Source organism: Microbispora sp. ZYX-F-249, assembly GCF_039649665.1.
In the GTDB taxonomy this organism is placed as follows: Bacteria; Actinomycetota; Actinomycetes; order Streptosporangiales; family Streptosporangiaceae; genus Microbispora; species Microbispora maris.
The window spans coordinates 231,224-248,535 of record NZ_JBDJAW010000005.1 but is presented as its reverse complement, the minus strand read 5'-3'; the positions used below and the strand labels follow the sequence as shown (position 1 = coordinate 248,535).

Annotated in this window: 13 protein-coding genes; 12 read left to right on the top strand and 1 reads right to left on the bottom strand. The window is 73.3% G+C overall.

From position 1 onward, the window contains the following. Positions 1 to 249: 249 nt before the first annotated feature. The 12 genes from AAH991_RS09405 to AAH991_RS09350 all read left to right on the top strand — a co-directional run bounded on the left by AAH991_RS09405 (position 250) and on the right by AAH991_RS09350 (position 16,596). Complete coding sequence (locus tag AAH991_RS09405) at positions 250 to 558, top strand: chorismate mutase family protein (protein ID WP_346225373.1); 309 nt, start codon at positions 250 to 252, stop codon at positions 556 to 558. A gap of 55 nt (positions 559 to 613) precedes the next feature. Beyond that, a complete protein-coding gene (pabB, locus tag AAH991_RS09400) occupies positions 614 to 2,686 on the top strand; it encodes an aminodeoxychorismate synthase component I (protein ID WP_346225372.1) in 2,073 nt (690 codons plus the stop codon). Positions 2,687 to 2,688: 2 nt separating this feature from the next. Further along, positions 2,689 to 3,717 carry a prephenate dehydrogenase/arogenate dehydrogenase family protein gene (locus AAH991_RS09395; protein WP_346225371.1) on the top strand — a complete coding sequence of 343 codons (1,029 nt, stop codon included), beginning with the start codon at positions 2,689 to 2,691 and terminating at the stop codon, positions 3,715 to 3,717. Positions 3,718 to 3,722: 5 nt separating this feature from the next. After that, positions 3,723 to 5,408, top strand: a complete 1,686-nt coding sequence (locus AAH991_RS09390) for a class I adenylate-forming enzyme family protein (RefSeq protein ID WP_346225370.1) — start codon at positions 3,723 to 3,725, stop codon at positions 5,406 to 5,408. Between the two features lie 208 nt (positions 5,409 to 5,616). Beyond that, on the top strand, positions 5,617 to 6,699 hold the full coding sequence (gene aroF / locus AAH991_RS09385; RefSeq protein ID WP_346225369.1) for a 3-deoxy-7-phosphoheptulonate synthase: 1,083 nt from the start codon (positions 5,617 to 5,619) through the stop codon (positions 6,697 to 6,699). Between the two features lie 38 nt (positions 6,700 to 6,737). Further along, positions 6,738 to 8,855, top strand: coding sequence for a molybdopterin oxidoreductase family protein (locus tag AAH991_RS09380; RefSeq protein WP_346225368.1), 2,118 nt, complete (start codon positions 6,738 to 6,740; stop codon positions 8,853 to 8,855). Beyond that, entirely contained in the window at positions 8,852 to 10,303 is a 1,452-nt protein-coding gene (locus AAH991_RS09375) for an FAD-dependent oxidoreductase (protein ID WP_346225367.1), read from the top strand. The genes AAH991_RS09380 and AAH991_RS09375 overlap by 4 nt, the downstream gene beginning before the upstream one ends. Positions 10,304 to 10,396: 93 nt before the next feature. Further along, positions 10,397 to 11,890 (top strand): MFS transporter, encoded by a 1,494-nt coding sequence (locus tag AAH991_RS09370; RefSeq protein WP_346225366.1) that lies wholly within the window; start codon positions 10,397 to 10,399, stop codon positions 11,888 to 11,890. Positions 11,891 to 12,203: 313 nt separating this feature from the next. Continuing rightward, a complete protein-coding gene (locus AAH991_RS09365; RefSeq protein ID WP_346225365.1) occupies positions 12,204 to 13,430 on the top strand; it encodes an ATP-grasp domain-containing protein in 1,227 nt (408 codons plus the stop codon). Further along, positions 13,427 to 14,701: an MFS transporter gene (locus AAH991_RS09360; RefSeq protein WP_346225364.1), complete on the top strand. Its 1,275-nt coding sequence runs from the start codon at positions 13,427 to 13,429 to the stop codon at positions 14,699 to 14,701. The genes AAH991_RS09365 and AAH991_RS09360 overlap by 4 nt, the downstream gene beginning before the upstream one ends. Positions 14,702 to 14,715: 14 nt before the next feature. Further along, entirely contained in the window at positions 14,716 to 15,495 is a 780-nt protein-coding gene (locus AAH991_RS09355; RefSeq protein ID WP_346225363.1) for a cupin domain-containing protein, read from the top strand. A gap of 183 nt (positions 15,496 to 15,678) precedes the next feature. Then, the gene (locus AAH991_RS09350; protein ID WP_346225362.1) at positions 15,679 to 16,596 is read left to right on the top strand and encodes an aldo/keto reductase; all 918 of its coding nucleotides are present in this window, start codon (positions 15,679 to 15,681) and stop codon (positions 16,594 to 16,596) included. Positions 16,597 to 16,616: 20 nt separating this feature from the next. On the opposite strand, the gene AAH991_RS09345 is transcribed toward AAH991_RS09350, so the two are convergent. Then, positions 16,617 to 17,309, bottom strand: coding sequence for a response regulator transcription factor (locus AAH991_RS09345; protein WP_346225361.1), 693 nt, complete (start codon positions 17,307 to 17,309; stop codon positions 16,617 to 16,619). Between the last annotated feature and the right edge of the window lie 3 nt (positions 17,310 to 17,312).

Below are 17,312 nucleotides of genomic sequence, written 5' to 3'. Positions count from 1 at the left end.
TTTCGGACCGGTCAATAAAATTTCCCGATAATTCGGGACGAGTCGTTTCCCGATAGGGGTGAACCGGGGTCGCCGGCGACTCGTCCGCCTCGGCGGACCGGGGGCATCGAGAAGTCCGAGGTCACCCCGGATCTCCCGGCCGCGCTGTGGGGGCGTTAGGGGTTGTGAGAAATGCCCGCCGGATCGAATCCTGAATTAGCCCGACAGGGCCGGAACATCCCGTGCACCCCCGATTGGAGGGCTGTTCACATGGCTGGCAACGGCACCGGAGAAGACGGTCTGGAGACGCTGCGGGCCTCGCTCGACCGTATCGACGAGTCGCTGCTCGACACGCTGCGCAGGCGTATCGAGTGCTGCGTCGAAATCGCGCATTTCAAGCGCGAGCACCACGTCCCGATGATGCAGCCCCACCGCATCGGCATCGTGCAGCGGCGGGCCGCCCGATATGCGCAGGACCACGGGATCGACCCCGACTTCCTGCGCCGGCTCTACGAACTCGTCATCGCGGAGACCTGCAGGGTCGAGGACCTGGTGATCGGCGATGTCGCCGCTCGGTGAGCGCGGCGCCGGCGGCTCACCCGGCTATTCCGACACGGCTTGGAGGAACCCCGGAATGAGAACGATCCTGATCGACAATTACGACTCGTTCACCTACAACCTCTATCAGCTCCTGGGCGAGGTGAACGGGCAGCCCCCGGTGGTGGTGCGCAACGACGCCGACTGGTCGCAGGTGCCGATCCACGAGTTCGACAGCGTCGTGATCTCCCCCGGGCCCGGCCGGCCCGAGCGGGCCCGCGACTTCGGCGTCAGCGCGCGGGCCATCCGGGAGAGCGGGCTGCCCGTGCTCGGCGTCTGCCTCGGTCACCAGGGCATCTGCCATCTGTTCGGCGGGACCGTCACCCACGCGCCGGAGCCGATGCACGGCCGCGTATCACAGGTGCGCCACACCGGGGCCGACATCTTCGCGGGCCTGCCCTCGCCGTTCTCGGTCGTGCGCTACCACTCGCTGGCGGCCACCGACCTGCCGGACGAGCTGGAGGCCGTGGCCTGGACCGACGACGGCGTGGTCATGGGGGTCCGGCACCGCACCGAGCCCGTCTGGGGCGTGCAGTTCCACCCCGAGTCGATCAGCAGCGAGCACGGCCGCGAGCTGCTGGCGAACTTCCGCGACCTCGCGCTGGCCCACGGCCGGGCCAGGCGGGAGGCCGCCGAGGCCGCCCGCTCGCCGTACCGGGTGCACGTGCGCAGGCTGCCGCTGCTGCCGGACGCGGAGACCGCCTACCGCGAGCTGTTCGCGGGCAAGGAGCACGGCTTCTGGCTCGACAGCAGCTCGGTGATCGAGGGGCTGTCGCGGTTCTCGTTCATGGGCGACGGCTCCGGGCCGCTCGCCGAGTACGTCACCTACCGGGTGGCGGAGGGAGCGGTCACCGTCAGGCGGCCCGGCGGGTCCGTGCAGCGCGTCGAGCAGCCGTTCTTCGACTACCTGGACGAGCGGCTGCGCGAGCGCGCGGTGCCCGCGGGCGAGGGCCTGCCGTTCGACTTCAACCTCGGGTACGTCGGCTACCTGGGCTACGAGCTCAAGGCGGAGGCGGGCGGCCAGGCCGCGCACCGCGCCGAGGAGCCCGACGCGGCGCTGCTGTTCGCCGACCGGATGCTCGTGCTCGACGACGTGGAGGGCGTCAGCTACCTGCTCGCGCTCACCAAGGACGGGGGGCCGGACGCCGGCGACGCGCTCGCCTGGCTGGACGAGACGGGCGCCCGGCTGTTCTCCCTGCCCAGGCGTGAGCCGTCCGAGCCGGCCGCCTTCGCCGGGGTCGGCATGACCGACCCGGCCATCGCGGACGCGGTGGAGCTGCGGCACGACAAGCAGGGCTACCTCAGCCGGATCGGCGACTGCCTGGAGGAGATCTACCACGGCGAGTCCTACGAGATCTGCCTGACCAACGCCGTCACCGTCCGCGCCGAGATCGACCCGCTGCGGACCTACAGCCACCTGCGCACGATCAGCCCGGTGCCGTACGGCGCGCTGCTCGACTTCCCCGACGTCGCGGTGCTGAGCGCCTCGCCCGAGCGGTTCCTGACGATCGGCCCGGACCGGGTCGCCGAGTCCAAGCCGATCAAGGGCACCCGGCCGCGCGGCGCGACGCCCGAGGAGGACGAGGCGCTCCGCCACGACCTGCTCAGCCGCGAGAAGGACCGCGCGGAGAACCTCATGATCGTCGACTTGATCCGCAACGACCTCAACACGGTCTGCGAGGTCGGGTCGGTGCACGTGCCCCGGCTGTTCCACGTCGAGACGTACGCGCCGGTCCACCAGCTCGTCTCCACCATCCGCGGCACGCTGCGGCCGGAGGAGTCGGTGGTGAGCTGCGTGCGGGCCGCCTTCCCCGGCGGGTCGATGACCGGCGCGCCCAAGATCCGCACCATGGAGATCATCGACCGGCTGGAGGAGGGCCCGCGCGGCGCCTACTCCGGCGCGCTCGGCTGGTTCTCCCTGGGCGGGGCCGCCGACCTCAGCATCATCATCCGCACCCTCGTCGCCACCCGGGACCGGGTCAGCTTCGGCGTCGGCGGCGCGATCGTCGCCCTGTCGGACCCCGAGGAGGAGTTCGAGGAGACCGTCGTCAAGTCCCGCGCCATGATCACCGCGGTGCTGGCCACCGCGGCCCAGACCGTGGGGGCCTGACCATGACCCGCGGGGAGACGGACCTGCTGCGGCGCTGTGTCGTCGTGGGCGGCGCGGGCGCGGTGGGCGGCCTGTTCGCCGGGCACCTGCTGCGGTCCGGCGCCGAGGTGGTCGTCGTCGACCCCGCACCCAGCGCCGGCCGGCCCAGCGCCGACCAGCCCAGTGCCGACCAGCCCAGTGCCGGGGGGCCGAGGTTCCTGCGCGGCGACATCACGGACATCGGGCCCGATCTCGCCGAGGAGATCGGGCGGGCCGACCTCGTCCTGCTCGCGGTGCCCGAGCCGGTGGCCCTGGCGGCGGTGAAACAGGTCGCCGCCGCGATGCGCCCGGGCGCGCTGCTCGCCGACACGCTCTCGGTCAAGGGCCCGATCGCCGAGGCGGTCCGGGCGCACGCCGGGGACGTCGAGGCGGCCGGTCTCAACCCGATGTTCGCCCCCTCGCTCGGCTTCGCCGGGCGGCCGGTCGCCGCCGTCGTGGTCCACGACGGCCCCCGGACCCGGGCGCTGCTGCGGCTGGTCGACAGCTGGGGCGGCCGTGCCGTACGGCTCGGCGCGCACGAGCACGACCGGCTGGCCGCGGCGACGCAGGCGCTCACCCACGCGGCGGTGCTGTCGTTCGGCTTCGCGCTGGCCCGCCTCGGCGTCGGGGTCGCCGAACTGGCCGCCGTCGCCCCGCCGCCGCACGCCACGCTGCTCGCGCTGCTGGCCCGGATCGCCTCGGGCACCCCGGAGGTCTACTGGGACGTCCAGTCGGCCAACCCGCAGGCCGCCGCCGCCCGCGCGGCGCTCGCGGAAGGCGTACGCACACTCGCCGCCCTCCTCGACGGCCCGGCGGACGGCCCGTCGGACGGGGAGGCGGAGTTCGCGGCGGCCCTGGGCGGGCTGCGCGATCTCCTCGGTCCCGATCTCGGCTTCTACCGCGACACCTGCGCCGAGATGTTCGGCGCACTGCGCCCCCCTGAGCACGCCCCGGGCCCGTACCAGCCCGACCCCTCTACGAGCACGTCACGCCCCGTCACGAATGAAAGGTGAGACCGATGACCATCTCCCACGAGACCGTCCTCACGCCGGAGCAGCGCGCCAGGTTCGCCGCGGACCCGGACCTCGGCGGCGGCAACCTGCTGACGAAGGCCATCGAGGCGAACCCGCACCCGGAGCTGCCGTTCATCCACCTGGGCCGGCCGCTGACCAACACCCGGGGTGAGCAGCAGACCGAGTTCAGCCTGCTGGAGCTGGACGAGCTGGCCCAGAGCTGGTCGGTGTGGTACCTGCGCCAGGGCGTACGCCCCCGCGACCGCGTGGCCATCTACCTGGAGGACTCCTTCGCCTACTCCCTGCACTTCTACGCGCTGGCCCAGATCGGCGCGGTGGCGGTGCTGGTCAACAGCAAGGCGTCGCGGTACATCGCCACCGAGCTGTGCCGCCAGACCAACCCGGTCGGCATGTACACCGACATCGCCCACCTGGAGATCCTCGGCGAGGAGTTCCACCTGCTGCCCGGCCTGCGGTGGACGCAGGTGGCCGAGGAACTGCCGGCGCCGCCGCACGCCGCGCTGCCCGAGGAGGCCCGCTTCCGCCACGTCGGCGAGGACCCGGTCTCGATCCTGCACTCCTCCGGCACCACCGGGCGGCCCAAGCCGGTCATCCAGACCCACCGCTCGTGTGTGGCCGGGCCCCGCTTCCGCCTCGTGGACCACCACGAGCAGCCCGGCGCCGTGATGATGACCGCGCTGCCGCAGTCGCACCTCGGCTGCATCGCCTACACGACGTACGCCGTGCTGGGCGGCACGCCCCTCGTGCCCTGGTTCGACACCAGCGGCCCCGAGCTGGCCAAGGCCGTCGAGAAGTACCGCCCGACGACCGTCATGGCCTTCGGTCACGCGTACGCCGAGCTGGCGGGCGCGGACCTGCCGGCCGGGGCGATCGACTCGGTCAACGTCTGGATCTCCATCGGCGACGCGGTCCACGAGAAGCACATCAAGGGCATCCTGGCCATGCGCGACCCGTCGCTGCCGCCGGCCGCGTTCTTCGACCGCCTCGGCACCACCGAGCTGGGCTGGGGCGTGCTGCTGAAGGTCCGCACGCTGGCCGACGAGCGCAACGACCGGTGCGTGGGCAAGCCGGTCGGCGTCGCCGAGGTCGCGGTGCTGCGCAGGGACGGCACGGTCGCCGACGTCAACGAGGTCGGGCTGCTCGGCGCGAAGGGCCCGGCGATCACCGCCGGATACTGGAGCGACTCCGACACCACCTACCGCAGCAAGCTGTCGGGCTACTGGCTGACCGGCGACATGGCCTACCGCGACGAGGCGGGCAACTACTTCCAGGTCGACCGGGCGGTGGACGCCATCGAGACCCCGAGCGGCACCGGCTACTCGGTCTTCATGGAGGAGCTGCTGCTCAACGACCTGCCCGAGGTCCTCGACTGCGCCGTGGTGGCCGCCATCCACCGCGGACGCACCGTCCCGGTGGCGGTCGTGACGTCCAGCGCCGCCAGGCCGGACGCGCAGAGGTTGCTCAACGAGGCGAACGAGAAGCTGAAGGCCGCCGGCCACCCCGAGCTGACCATGCTGGAGGTCGCGCGCACCGACGAGGACTTCCCGGTCGGCGTCACCGGAAAGGTCCTCAAGCGCCGGCTGCGGGAGAAGTACAGCTCGCTGTCGACCTACATCCGCGAGAACGGCGGCAAGTCGCTCGGCACCATCCTCACCGACGTCTTCGTCTGATCCCCCCGCACCCACCCGACGCCCGATCCCGCGATCGGCACGCGATCGGCACGCGATCGGCACGCGATCCGCATTCGATCCGCACCTGATCCGCGCCGCCGGGCCGGAGGTTCCCCCCCAAGGCCCGGCCCGGCGGCGTGCACGCGGAAGCGACCGCCGGCCCGACCCCCATGACAGACCCGACCACACGGATGTGGAGAGGATTCCCATGACTGACGCCGAGCTGTTGCTGGTGTTCGACTCGACGATCGATCCGTCCGGCTTCGCCGGGTGGGCCCGGCACTTCGACTCCACCGGAACCACCGCCAGGACCTACCGGCTGGGCGGGGCGGACGTGATAGTGGCCCAGGGGCCCGCCACGGTGCTGCCCGCCCCGGCCGGCCTGCCCCAGCCGCGGCAGACCGTACGGGCGGGCGGCGGCTTCCGGCTCGGCCGGCGCGAGCTGTTCCCCTCGGGCACGGTCGTGTCCATCGGTTCCACCCTGATCGGGGACGGGGACATCGCGGTCTTCGCCGGCCCCTGCGCGGTGGAGAACCCCGGGCAGATGATGTCCACGGCCGCCGCCGTCGCCCGGCACGGCGCGGTCGGCCTGCGCGGCGGCGCCTTCAAGCCGCGCACCACGCCGTACTCCTTCCAGGGCCTCAAGTGGGCGGGTCTGGAGCTCCTGGCGAAGGCCAGGGAGGAGACCGGCCTGCCGATCCTCACCGAGGTCGTCGACCCCCGGCACGTCGACCGGATGGCCGAGGTGGTGGACGGCTTCCAGATCGGCACCCGCAACATGCAGAACTTCGAGCTGCTGATCGAGGTGGGCCGCAGCGGCATGCCGGTCGTGCTCAAGCGTGGCTTCGGCTGCACGGTCGACGAACTGCTCACCGCGGCCGAGTATCTCCTGGCCGAGGGCAACGACCAGGTCGTGCTGTGCGAGCGGGGGATCAGGACGTTCGAGGGGGCCACCCGCTTCACCCTCGACCTGTCGGCGGTGGCACTGCTCAAGCGGCGCACCCACCTGCCGGTGATGGTCGACCCCAGCCACTCGCTCGGCATCCCCGAGCTCATCGAGCCGCTCACGCTGGCCGCCGTGGCCGCGGGCGCGGACGCCCTGCTGGTCGACGTGCACGTCCAGCCCGAGCAGGCGCTGTGCGACGGCAAGCAGGCGCTGCTGCCCGAGGACTTCGCCCGGCTGATGAACCGGCTGGAGATGCTGGCGCTCGGCGTCGGCCGCCGGATGGCCCCCGCACCGGCCGCCGACTACTCCGGGATCCACGACGCCCTCACCCCCGACGTCGTCTAGTCCCGCTGCGTACGAGTGCCGGTCGAGGAGGTGGAGCGATGCGCGCGGCGACGAGCACGCGCCCGGCGGACGCCGCTGTCGGTGCCGTCGACACTCACTGCCCGTACTGCGCGTTGCAGTGCGGCATGACCCTCAGCCCGGCGGGCCGCGCCTCGGTCCGGGTGCGGCCCCGCGACCCGTCCGCGGGCGGCCTGTGCCAGAAGGGCTGGACCGCCGCGGCCCTGCTCGGCTCGCCGGCCCGGCTCACCACGCCGCTCGTCCGGGACGGCGGGACGCTGCGCCCGGCGAGCTGGGACGAGGCCCTCGGCCTGGTCGCCCGCAGGATCGAGGAGATCGTCGCGGCGCGGGGGCCGGACGCCGTCGCGGTCTTCGGCGGCGGCGGGCTCACCAACGAGAAGGCCTATCTGCTCGGCAAGTTCGCCCGGGTGGCGCTCGGCACCTCCCAGGTGGACTACAACGGCAGGTTCTGCATGTCGTCGGCGGCGGCCGCGGCGCACCGCGCCTTCGGGCTCGACCGGGGGCTGCCGTTCCCCCTGGCCGACCTGGACGGCGCGGACGCGGTGCTGCTCGCCGGGGGCAACCCGGCCGAGACGATGCCGCCCTTCCTGTCGCACCTGCGCCGGGCCGTGGACGCCGGCGGGCTGATCGTGGTCGATCCCCGGCGCACCCCCACGGCCGAGCGCGCCGCGCTGCACCTCGCGCCGGCCCCCGGCACCGACCTCGCGCTGGCGCTCGGCATCCTGCACGCCGCCGTGGCCGACGGGCACCTCGACCACGCGTACGTCGGCGACCGTACGACGGGGTTCGAGGAGGCCTGGCGGGTGGCCGCCGGCTGGTGGCCCGAGCGGGTGGAGCGGGTGACCGGCGTCGCCGCCGCCGACCAGCGCAGGGCCGCCGCGATCCTGGCCGGGGCCGCGAGCGCGTACGTGCTGACCGGGCGCGGCACCGAGCAGCACGCCACGGGTGTGGACACGGTCGGGGCCTGGATCAACCTGGCGCTCGCGCTGGGCCTGCCCGGCCGCCGGGGCTCGGGCTGGGGCTGCCTGACCGGCCAGGGCAACGGGCAGGGCGGGCGCGAGCACGGGCAGAAGGCCGACCAGCTCCCCGGCTACCGGCGGATCGACGACCCGGCGGCCCGCGCGCACGTGGCGCGGGTGTGGGGGGTCGAGCCGTCCGCGCTGCCCGGCCCGGGGCGGTCGGCGTTCGAGCTGCTCGACGCGCTCGGCACGCCGGACGGCCCGTCCGCGCTGCTGGTCTTCGGCAGCAACCCGGTGGTGTCGGCGCCGCATTCGGCCCGGGTGGCCGGACGGCTGGCCGCGCTCGACCTCCTCGTGGTCGCCGACCTCGTGCTGTCGGAGACCGCCGGGGCCGCCGACGTGGTGCTGCCGATCACGCAGTGGGCCGAGGAGGACGGCACGATGACCAACCTCGAAGGGCGCGTGCTGCTGCGCCGCCGTGCGCTCGCCCCGCCGCCCGGGGTGCGCACCGACCTGGAGATCCTGCACGACCTCGCCGTACGGCTCGGGCAGCCGCCTGAGCGCTTCCCCGCCGACCCGGAGACGGTCTTCACCGAGCTGCGGGCGGCCTCGGAGGGCGGCCCCGCCGACTACTCGGGCGTGACCTGGGACCGGCTGCGGGCCGGGGAGCGGCTCCACTGGCCGGTGCCGCGAACGCCTGGACATCGGGGGACGCCGCGGCTGTTCCTGGACCGGTTCGCCCATCCCGGCGGGCGGGCCAGGTTCGCCGCCGTGGACCACAAAGGGCCGGCCGAGCCGCCGGACGAGGACTTCCCCCTGTACGCGATCACCGGCCGGGTGCTCCAGCACTACCAGTCGGGCGCGCAGACCCGCCGCGTGGAGGAGCTCCGCGCGGCCGTGCCCGAGGCGTACGTCGAGGTGCACCCGGACACGGCGCGGCGGGCCGGGCTGCGGGACGGCGCGGCGGCGCAGGTCGTCGGCAGGCGCGGGCGGGCCCTCGCGACGGTGCGCTGCGTGCCGTCGATGCGGCCCGACGTGGTCTTCCTGCCGTTCCACTTCCCGGGCGCCCAGCGCGCCAACCTCGTGACCAATCCGGCGCTCGACCCCGTCAGCCGGATGCCCGAATTCAAGGTCTGCGCCGTACGGCTGGCGCCGGCGGGTGAACGGGAGGCGCAGTGAAAACCAGGGTCGTGATCGCCGGCTACGGCATGGCCGGCGCCCGGCTGGCGGAGGAGATCCGCCGCAGGGACCCGGCGGGGGAGCGCGTCGCGATCGTCGCGATCGGGGAGGAGACGCACCCGCCGTACAACCGGGTCCTGCTGTCGAACGTGCTGGCGGGCGCGATGTCCGCCGAGTCGGTGCGGCTGCAGGAGGAGGGCTGGGGCGCCGGGCACCGAGTCGAGGTGCGGCGGGGCCGCGAGGTCGTGTCGATCGACCGCGCCGGGCGCGGCGTCGTGCTCGACGACGGCACACGGGTCGGCTACGACGTGCTCGTGCTGGCCACCGGCGCCCGCGCGTGGGTGCCGCCGGTGGAGGGCCTGCTCGGCGACGACGGGGGTCTCGCCCCCGGCGTGGCGACGTTCCGCACGCTGGACGACTGCGCCGCGATCACGGCCGGCGCGCGGGGCGGCGTACGGGTGGCCGTGCTCGGCGGCGGCCTGCTCGGCCTGGAGGCGGCCAGGGGCCTGGCGGCGCGCGGCAACGCGGTCACCGTCGTCCACCACACCGGCCACCTCATGGAGCGCCAGCTCGACTACGGCGCGGGCCAGGTGCTCGCCCGGGTCCTGGGCGGCCTCGGCGTGCGGGTGCTGCTGAACTCGCGGGCGGCCCGCTACCTGCCGGGCGACGGGCTCAAGCTGGACGACGGCCGGCTGGTCGCCGCCGACCTCCTCGTCGTGGCGGCCGGGGTGCGCCCGCAGACCGCGCAGGCGTCCGCCGCCGGGCTCGCCGTCGACGGCGGGGTGCTGGTCGACGACGACCTGCGCACGAGCGACCCGCTGATCCACGCGATCGGCGACTGCGCGCGGCACCCCGGCACGGTGCCCGGCCTGGTGCAGCCCGCCTGGGAGCAGGCCGCCGCGCTGGCCGCGCTGCTCACCGGCACGCGGTCGCCGTACCGCGGCACGAAGGTGGTCACCCGGCTCAAGGCGAGCGGGGTGGACCTGGCGGCGCTGGGCGACGTGCACGCCGCGCCGGACGACCCCCGCGCCGAGGTGCTGTGGCTGAGCGAACCGGCCCGGGGCCGCTACGCCAAGCTCGTCGTCCGCGACGAGCGGGTGGCGGGGGCCATCGCGATCGGCGTGCCCGACGCCGCCGCCGCGATCACGCAGTTCTACGACCGCGGCCTGCCCGTGCCGCCCGACCGGCTCGCGTTGCTGCTCGGCCGGGCCATGCCGTACGGCGAGGGCGCCGCCCCCGGAGACGGCAACGCGGCGGCGCTGCCGGGCACGAGCGTGGTGTGCCGCTGCAACGCGGTCAGCAAGGACGCCCTGGCCGCAGCGTGGCGGTCGGGAGCCCGCGACGTGACCGCGCTCGCCTCGGCCACCCGGGCGACCACGGGGTGCGGCACCTGCGCCGACGCGGTGTGCGGCATCGCCCGCTGGCTCGCCGAGTCCGAGAACGCCTGAGCGAGAAACGCCTGACCCGGAAAACGCCTGACCCGATGACCACCTGACCCGTAAACGCCCGGCTCCCGAGAACCGCCTGACGAGGAGACGCACATGAGCGCGCGAACCAGGGCCGCCCGGCGCGGCCGCGGCTGGATCGAGCACTGGAACCCGGAGGACGAGGAGTTCTGGGAGACCACCGGACGCCGGGTGGCCCGGCGCAACCTGATCCTGTCGGTCTTCACCGAGCACCTGGGCTTCGCGATCTGGGTGCTGTGGTCGGTGGTGGTGCTGAGCCTGCCCGCCGCGGGACTGCCGATGAGCGTTTCGGAGTCGTTCTGGCTCGTCTCCGCGCCCAACCTGGTGGGCGCGGCGATCCGGATCCCGTACACGTTCGCGGTGCCGCGCTTCGGCGGCCGGGTGTGGACGACGATCTCGGCGGTCCTGCTGCTGGTCCCGTCCTCGCTGCTGGCGTTCGTCGTGCCGAGCGGCTGGCTGGCCGCGCAGGACCACGACACGAGGTTCTGGATCCTGCTCGCCTGCGCCGCCGTGGCCGGCGTCGGCGGCGGCAACTTCTCCTCCTCGATGGCGAACATCTCGTTCTTCTATCCCGAGCGGCGCAAGGGCTTCGCGCTCGGCCTCAACGCGGCGGGCGGCAACCTCGGCGTCGCGGTCGTCCAGCTCCTGGTGCCGCTCGTGGTCGTCGCCGGGGTGCCGGTGGCGGCGTCGGGCACGCGGGTCCACCTCGCCTACGCCGGGCTGGTCTGGATGCCGTTCATCGTGGTGGCCGCGGTCTGCGCCTGGCTGTTCATGGACGGCCTCGCCGAGGCCAGGGCCGACCCCAGGTCGTACGCCGCCGCGCTGCGGCACGGGCAGACCTGGATCGTGTCGCTGCTCTACGTCGGCACGTTCGGCTCGTTCATCGGGTTCTCCTTCGCGCTGCCGCTGGTGATCAGGACGACGTTCCCGGAGTTCCTCGCCCAGCATGCGTTCGTGCGCGACTACCTCGCCGGGCTCGGCTTCGTCGGGGCGCTGGCCGGGTCGGTCGCCCGGCCGCTCGGGGGCCGGCTGTCCGACCGGTACGGCGGGGCCCGGGTCACGCTGGCCGTCTTCGCCGGAATGGTGGTGGCGACGGTCGCGGCGGCGGGCGGGGTGCTCCGCCACGACTTCGGCCTGTTCTTCTGCGCCTACCTGGTCGTCTTCGCCTGCTCCGGCGTGGGCAACGGCTCGACGTACCGGATGATCCCGGTGATCTTCGGCGAGCTGGGGCGCAGGGAGGCGGCCGCACGCGGCCTCGACCCGGCGCTGACCGCGCCGGACTACAAGCGCAGGGCCGCGGCCGTGATCGGCATCGCCGGCGCGATCGGCGCGTTCGGCGGGTTCCTGATCCAGCAGGTGTTCCGCCTGGCGAGCACCGACGCGGCGAGCGCGATGAAGGGCGCGACCGGCGCCGCCGCGGCCCGAGTCGCCCAGGAGCACGCGGGGTGGTCGCTGCCCGCCCTGTGGATATTCATCGGCTCCTACGTGCTGCTCGCCGGGCTCACGTGGTGGGCCTACCTGCGGCGCGGGCCGAGCCACGCGCCGAGCTTCGCCTACGCGCGCGTGTGAATTTTCGCAGCACCATTTTCGTAGCACTGCGGCGTAACCAAAGTTGTAGGCCGTGTGCCCCTTCCGTCATCCGGCCCGGTCATTAGGGTGCGCGGCCGTTGTGGCGGCCCTGGACGCGTGCCAGCGTGCTGGTCACAGGGCCGGCGAAACAGGCTCCTACGGGGATTCGGAGGGATTTCGATGACACGTCGCATCCGCGTGAGAAAGCCGGCAGGCAAACCCCAGCCGAACTCGCCCGACCTCCGCACGCCGTCCGGCCGCGAGCTGCCCTACTGACCCCGACCGCCGCCACAGCAAGAGAGGAGGATCCCGGATGAGCGACCTCGTGATGGTCATGCCCTACCGGGCGTTCGTCATCAAGGCCCGTGAGGAGGGGCACCGGATCTGCGCGATCTGGGATCCCACCCTGCAGACGCCGGACTACCTGGCCGGCATCGCCGACCTCGCCGACGCCCTCGTGCTGACCGACTTCGCCGACCCCGTCGCGTTCGACCGGTCCGTACGGCAGGCCGTGCGCGACTTCGGCGCCGACCTCGTCTACCACATCGGGGCCGAGGAGAGCATGCTCGCCACCTACCGCATCGCGGAGGACCTGGGTAAGGCGGTCAACCCGGCCAGGTCGGTCGAACTGCTCAACGACAAGCTCCAGCTGCGCCGGCTGCTCGCCGAGCACGGCGTGTCCCCGGTGCGGTTCGCCCACGCGGCGCGCTGGCAGGACGTGCCCGGCCTGCTCGGCGGCTTCGAGCTCCCCGTGGTCGTCAAGCCGACCGAGCTGGCCGGCAGCCGGGGCGTGTACCTGCTGCGCGAGCCCGGCCAGGTCGCCGAATGGGGCGCGCTGCTCGACTCCTACGGCTATCGCGGCCCGGTCCTGGTGGAGGAGTATCTGCGCGGCCCCGAATACAGCGTGGAGTCGCTCAGCGACCACGGCCGCCACCAGATCGTGGGCGTCACCCGCAAGGTGCTCGGCCCGCCGCCGCTGTTCGTCGAGGCCGGGCACGTGCATCCCGCGCAGGCCGGGCCCGACACGGCGGCGATGGCCGAGCTGACGGCCGAGATGCTGCGGCTGACCGGATACCAGACCGGCCCGGCCCACACCGAGATCATCTGGACCGCGGCCGGCCCCCGCATCGTCGAGTCGCAGGCGCGGCTCGGCGGCGACCAGATCCCGCGTCTGGTGCAGCTCGCCACCGGGCTCGACATCGAGCGGGCCGTCTTCCGGATCCTCGGCGGCAGGCCGCCGGGCACGGTGGAGCGCCGGGCGGTCGCCCACATCTCCTACTTCAGCCTGACCCCCGGCGAGGTCCGCGCCGTCGCGGGCGTGGAGGAGGCCAGGGCGCTCGACTTCGTGGACATGCTGGAGTTCCCCTTCCGGCCCGGCGACCGGATCCCGGAGACGGTCGACTGGCGCACCCGGCACGGCTTCGTCGTGGTGACCGGGGAGACCGAGGAGCAGGCCGTCGCGCGGGCGCGGCACGTCCACTCGCTCGTACGCGCCGAGGTGGCCGAGCCCGTCGCGGCCGGGGCGGGCGTGCCGTCGTGAACCTGGCCGGGCTCCATCCCAATCTGAGGATCCGCATCGCGGTCGGGTTCCTGCAGCGCCTGCTCGACTCGATGGTCATGTCGTTCATGGCCATCTACCTCGCCTTCGAGTACGGCGTGGCGGTCGCGGGCGTGCTGGTCGTGACCGTCATGGTGCTCGGCGTCGTCGGCACGCTGGCGGGCGGGCACATGTCCGACACCCGCGGGCGGCGGCGCACGCTGCTGCTCGGCGAGACCGGCGTCTGCCTGACGTTCGCGCTGATGGCGGTCGCCGACTCGCCCGCCTGGCACAGCCCGGCGCTCGTCTACTGCGGCTACCTCGTCAACAAGTTCGCCGCGAGCTTCGCGATGCCGGCCAACGACGCGATGATCCTCGACGTCACGACCCCCGAGAGCCGCAAGCTCGTCTACACGATCAACTACTGGTCGATCAACCTCGCGCTGGCCTTCGGCGCGTTGCTCGGCGGTTTCCTCTACAACGGCCACTTCACGCTGCTGCTCGCCCTGGCCGCCGCGGGCACGGTCGTGATCGCCGCGGTCACGTACTTCCTGATCGCGGAGACCAAGCCGGACCAGACCGAGGAGGAAAGCGGCGCACCGGCCCGGCCACGCGGCTCCATCCTGCGGGACTTCGCCTCCGGCTACCGGCTGGTGCTCCAGGACCGGGCCTTCGGCCGGCTGCTGGTGGCCGCCACGCTGTTCATGTCCATCGAGCTGCAACTGATCAACTACATCGGCGTACGGCTGGCCAGGGACCTGCCGGAGCAGAACCTGCTGGCGATCGGGTCCTGGGCGGTCCGGGTGGACGGGGTGGAGATGCTCGGCATCCTCCGCGCGGAGAACACCGTCCTCGTCGTGGCGCTCGCGCTCGTCGCGCATCTGGTGCTGCGCCGGGTGCCGGACCGCGTCCGGATGTACGCCGGTGCCGGGCTGTTCACGGCCGGATACATGGTGCTGGCCGTCAGCGACACCGGCTGGGTCCTGCTCGTGGCCGCGCTGGTGCTCACCGTGGGCGAGCTCATGGACGTGCCGGTCAGGCAGGCGCTGCTCGCCGACATGGTCCCGGCCGCGTCGCGCACCCGCTACATGGCGGTCTACAACCTCAACATCCGGGTGGCCCTGGTCGTCGCGTCGCTGTGCATCACGGTCGGCTCGGTCCTCCCGCCGTGGGGCATGGCCGCGCTGTACGGGGTCTTCGGCCTGGTGATCATCTGGCAGTACCGCGCGATCCTCACCCCCTCCGCCGCCCGCGCCGAACTCGCGCGGGCGTGACCCGGGAGAGCCCGATGAACCTGACCAGGCAAGAGACCGGCGCCAGGAAAAAGACCGGCGCCGTGCTGCGGGCCGCGGAGCTGGAGTATCGGCGCCACGGCGACTGCTTCGTGAGCCCGGTGACCGGCCCGCACACCGGCGCGCGGCACGCCGCCGTCGACGCCGTCCGCATCCCCGCGGGACGTCAGTGGTCACCGCCCGGCGCGGCGGCCGCCGAGCAGATCGCGGTCGTGCTGGCCGGGGCGGGCGTCGGCACCGTCGGCTACGAGATCAGCCGGATGCGCGCCGCCTCGGCGCTGCACTCGCCCGCCGGCAGCACGTACTCCCTGTCGGCCGGCGACCGGGAGATGACCGTCTACGTCTGGAGCGCCGTGCCGTCGGGAGGCGGCACGGCGGGCGCCGTCCGGCCCGGCACCGGCCCGGCCCCGTTCCGCTCGCTGTGGAACGGCGAGACCTGGCTGACCCCGCCCGCCGCGAACGTCCTGTTCCGGCCGGGGGCCGGCCGTGCGGGACTCTGCCTGCGCTGCGGCATCATGCAGCCGGGGGAGACGCTCGGCGTCCGCCCGCACGAGGAGAACGAGGCGGTGTACTTCGTCTTCGAGGGCGAGGGACAGTTCTACCTGCACGACCGCTGGGTGGACCTGGGGCCGGGCGACGGCGTCTTCGCGCCGCCGGGTGTCCGGCACGGCGCCCGCAACCCCCACTCGGGCCACCTCGCCAGCCGCTTCGTCGTGTTCGGCGGTTCCGTCGCCGGAATGCCGGCATATCTGACCGATGATTTGCCGGATTTGTAGCACGACCGGTCGTAGCGGTGGGGAAAAATAGGGGTGGAAAATCCGCCTCGTGCGATCCGAGAGTTATCGGGTGCATCCTCGCGTTTCTCATACCTCCATTACTTCCAGCGGTGTCCACGTGAATGACGAAGCGATATCGAAGCCCTTCAAGCAGTCACGGCCACGCCGGTCGCGGGCGGCGTCATGCGGAGCGTGAGCCTCGGCGGGCAGGGACTCGTCGCCGCGAGCCTCGGGCTCGGCTGCACCGCGCTGACCGGCGCGTACGGCCCCGCCGACCCCGACGAGGCGATGCGGGTCGTCCGGCGCGCGCTCGACGGCGGCGTGTCCCTGATTGACCTGACCGACGGCGGAGGCGAGGCCGAGCGCCTGGTGGGCAAGGCCGTCGCGCACCGGCGTGACGAGGCCCTGATCGCGACCGGCCCCGGTCCGGGCCCGAGCGGCCGCCTCTGCCGCCCCGAGGACCTCGACAGGGCCTGCGACGCCTCGCTGTCCCGCCTGGGCGTCGAGCGGATCGACCTGTTCGTGGTGGACCCCGGCGCCGGCGACGCGCCGATCGAGGAGACGATGGGGGCCGCCGGCCGTCTCCAGGACGCCGGGAAGATCGCGCACATCGGCGTCCGCGGGCTGGACGGAAAGCGGTTGCGGCGCGCGCACGCGGCGCGCCCCGTCGCCGCGGTCGCGGTGGAGTACTCCCTGTGGCGGCGCCGGGCGGAGCGGGAGCTGCTGCCGGTGGCGCGGGAGCTGGGGATGGGCGTCATCGCCGGCCGGCCGCTCGGCCGGGGCTTCCTGACCGGCAGGATCACCTCGCCGGTTCAGCTCGGCACGGGAGACGTGCGCCGCCGCGACCCGCGCTTCTCACCGCAGAGCCTGGAGACCGAGCTGCTGCGGCTGCGCGACGCCCAGCGGGTGGCGGCCGACATGGACGTCGGCATGGGCCGGCTGGCCATCGCCTGGCTGCTGGCGCAGGGCGACGACATCGTGCCGGTGCCGAGCACGCGTGACCTGGTCCACCTGGAGATGAACCTCACCGCGACCGGCATCCTGCTGCCCGAGCCGGTCAAGGCCCGCCTCGCCGGGACGTTTCCCCTGCACGACGACTGAGGATCTCCGGCGTCCGCGGGTCAGGGGAACGACCGCTGCCCCCGCATGCCCGGGTTGGGGCGGGGCCGGGGCGCCGGCTGGTCGCGGCGCGGCGTGATGAGCGAGGCGGCCAGTGCCTTGTTGACCGCGTCGATCCGGGAGACGGCGCCGAGCTTGGTGAAGATGTTGTGCAGGTGCCGCTTGATCGTCGCCTCGGTGAGCGTGAGCCGGGTGGCGATCTGGTAGTTGCTCAGCGCCTGGGCGGCGAGCTCGAGGATCTCCCGCTCCCTGTCGGTCAGCACCACCTTCGACCCGCCCCCCTGCACCTGGGCGAAGGAGTCGCGCGAGACGGCGAGCACGAGCCGGTCGGGCTCGTCCCTGACGCTCCTGACGGCCGAGACCAGCTCCTGGCGGTGCACGCTCTTGAGCAGGTAGCCGCGGATGCCCGCCGCCAGCAGGCGGCTGAGCAGCTGGGGGCCGTCGTACATGCTGAGGATGATGATCTGCGACTCGGGCGAGATCTGACGCATGCGGGCCACGGTCTGCGTGGCGTCGTCGCCGGGGATCTCGACGTCCAGGAGGACCACGTCGGGCCGCTCCCGCTCGACCAGGGCCACGGCCCCGTGCGAGTCGCCCGCCTCGCCGACGACCTCGAAGTCATCCTGGGCCTCCAGGATCTCGCGCAGGCCCTCGCGGAAGAGCGCGTGGTCGTCGATGACGGCGATAGTGATCATGTT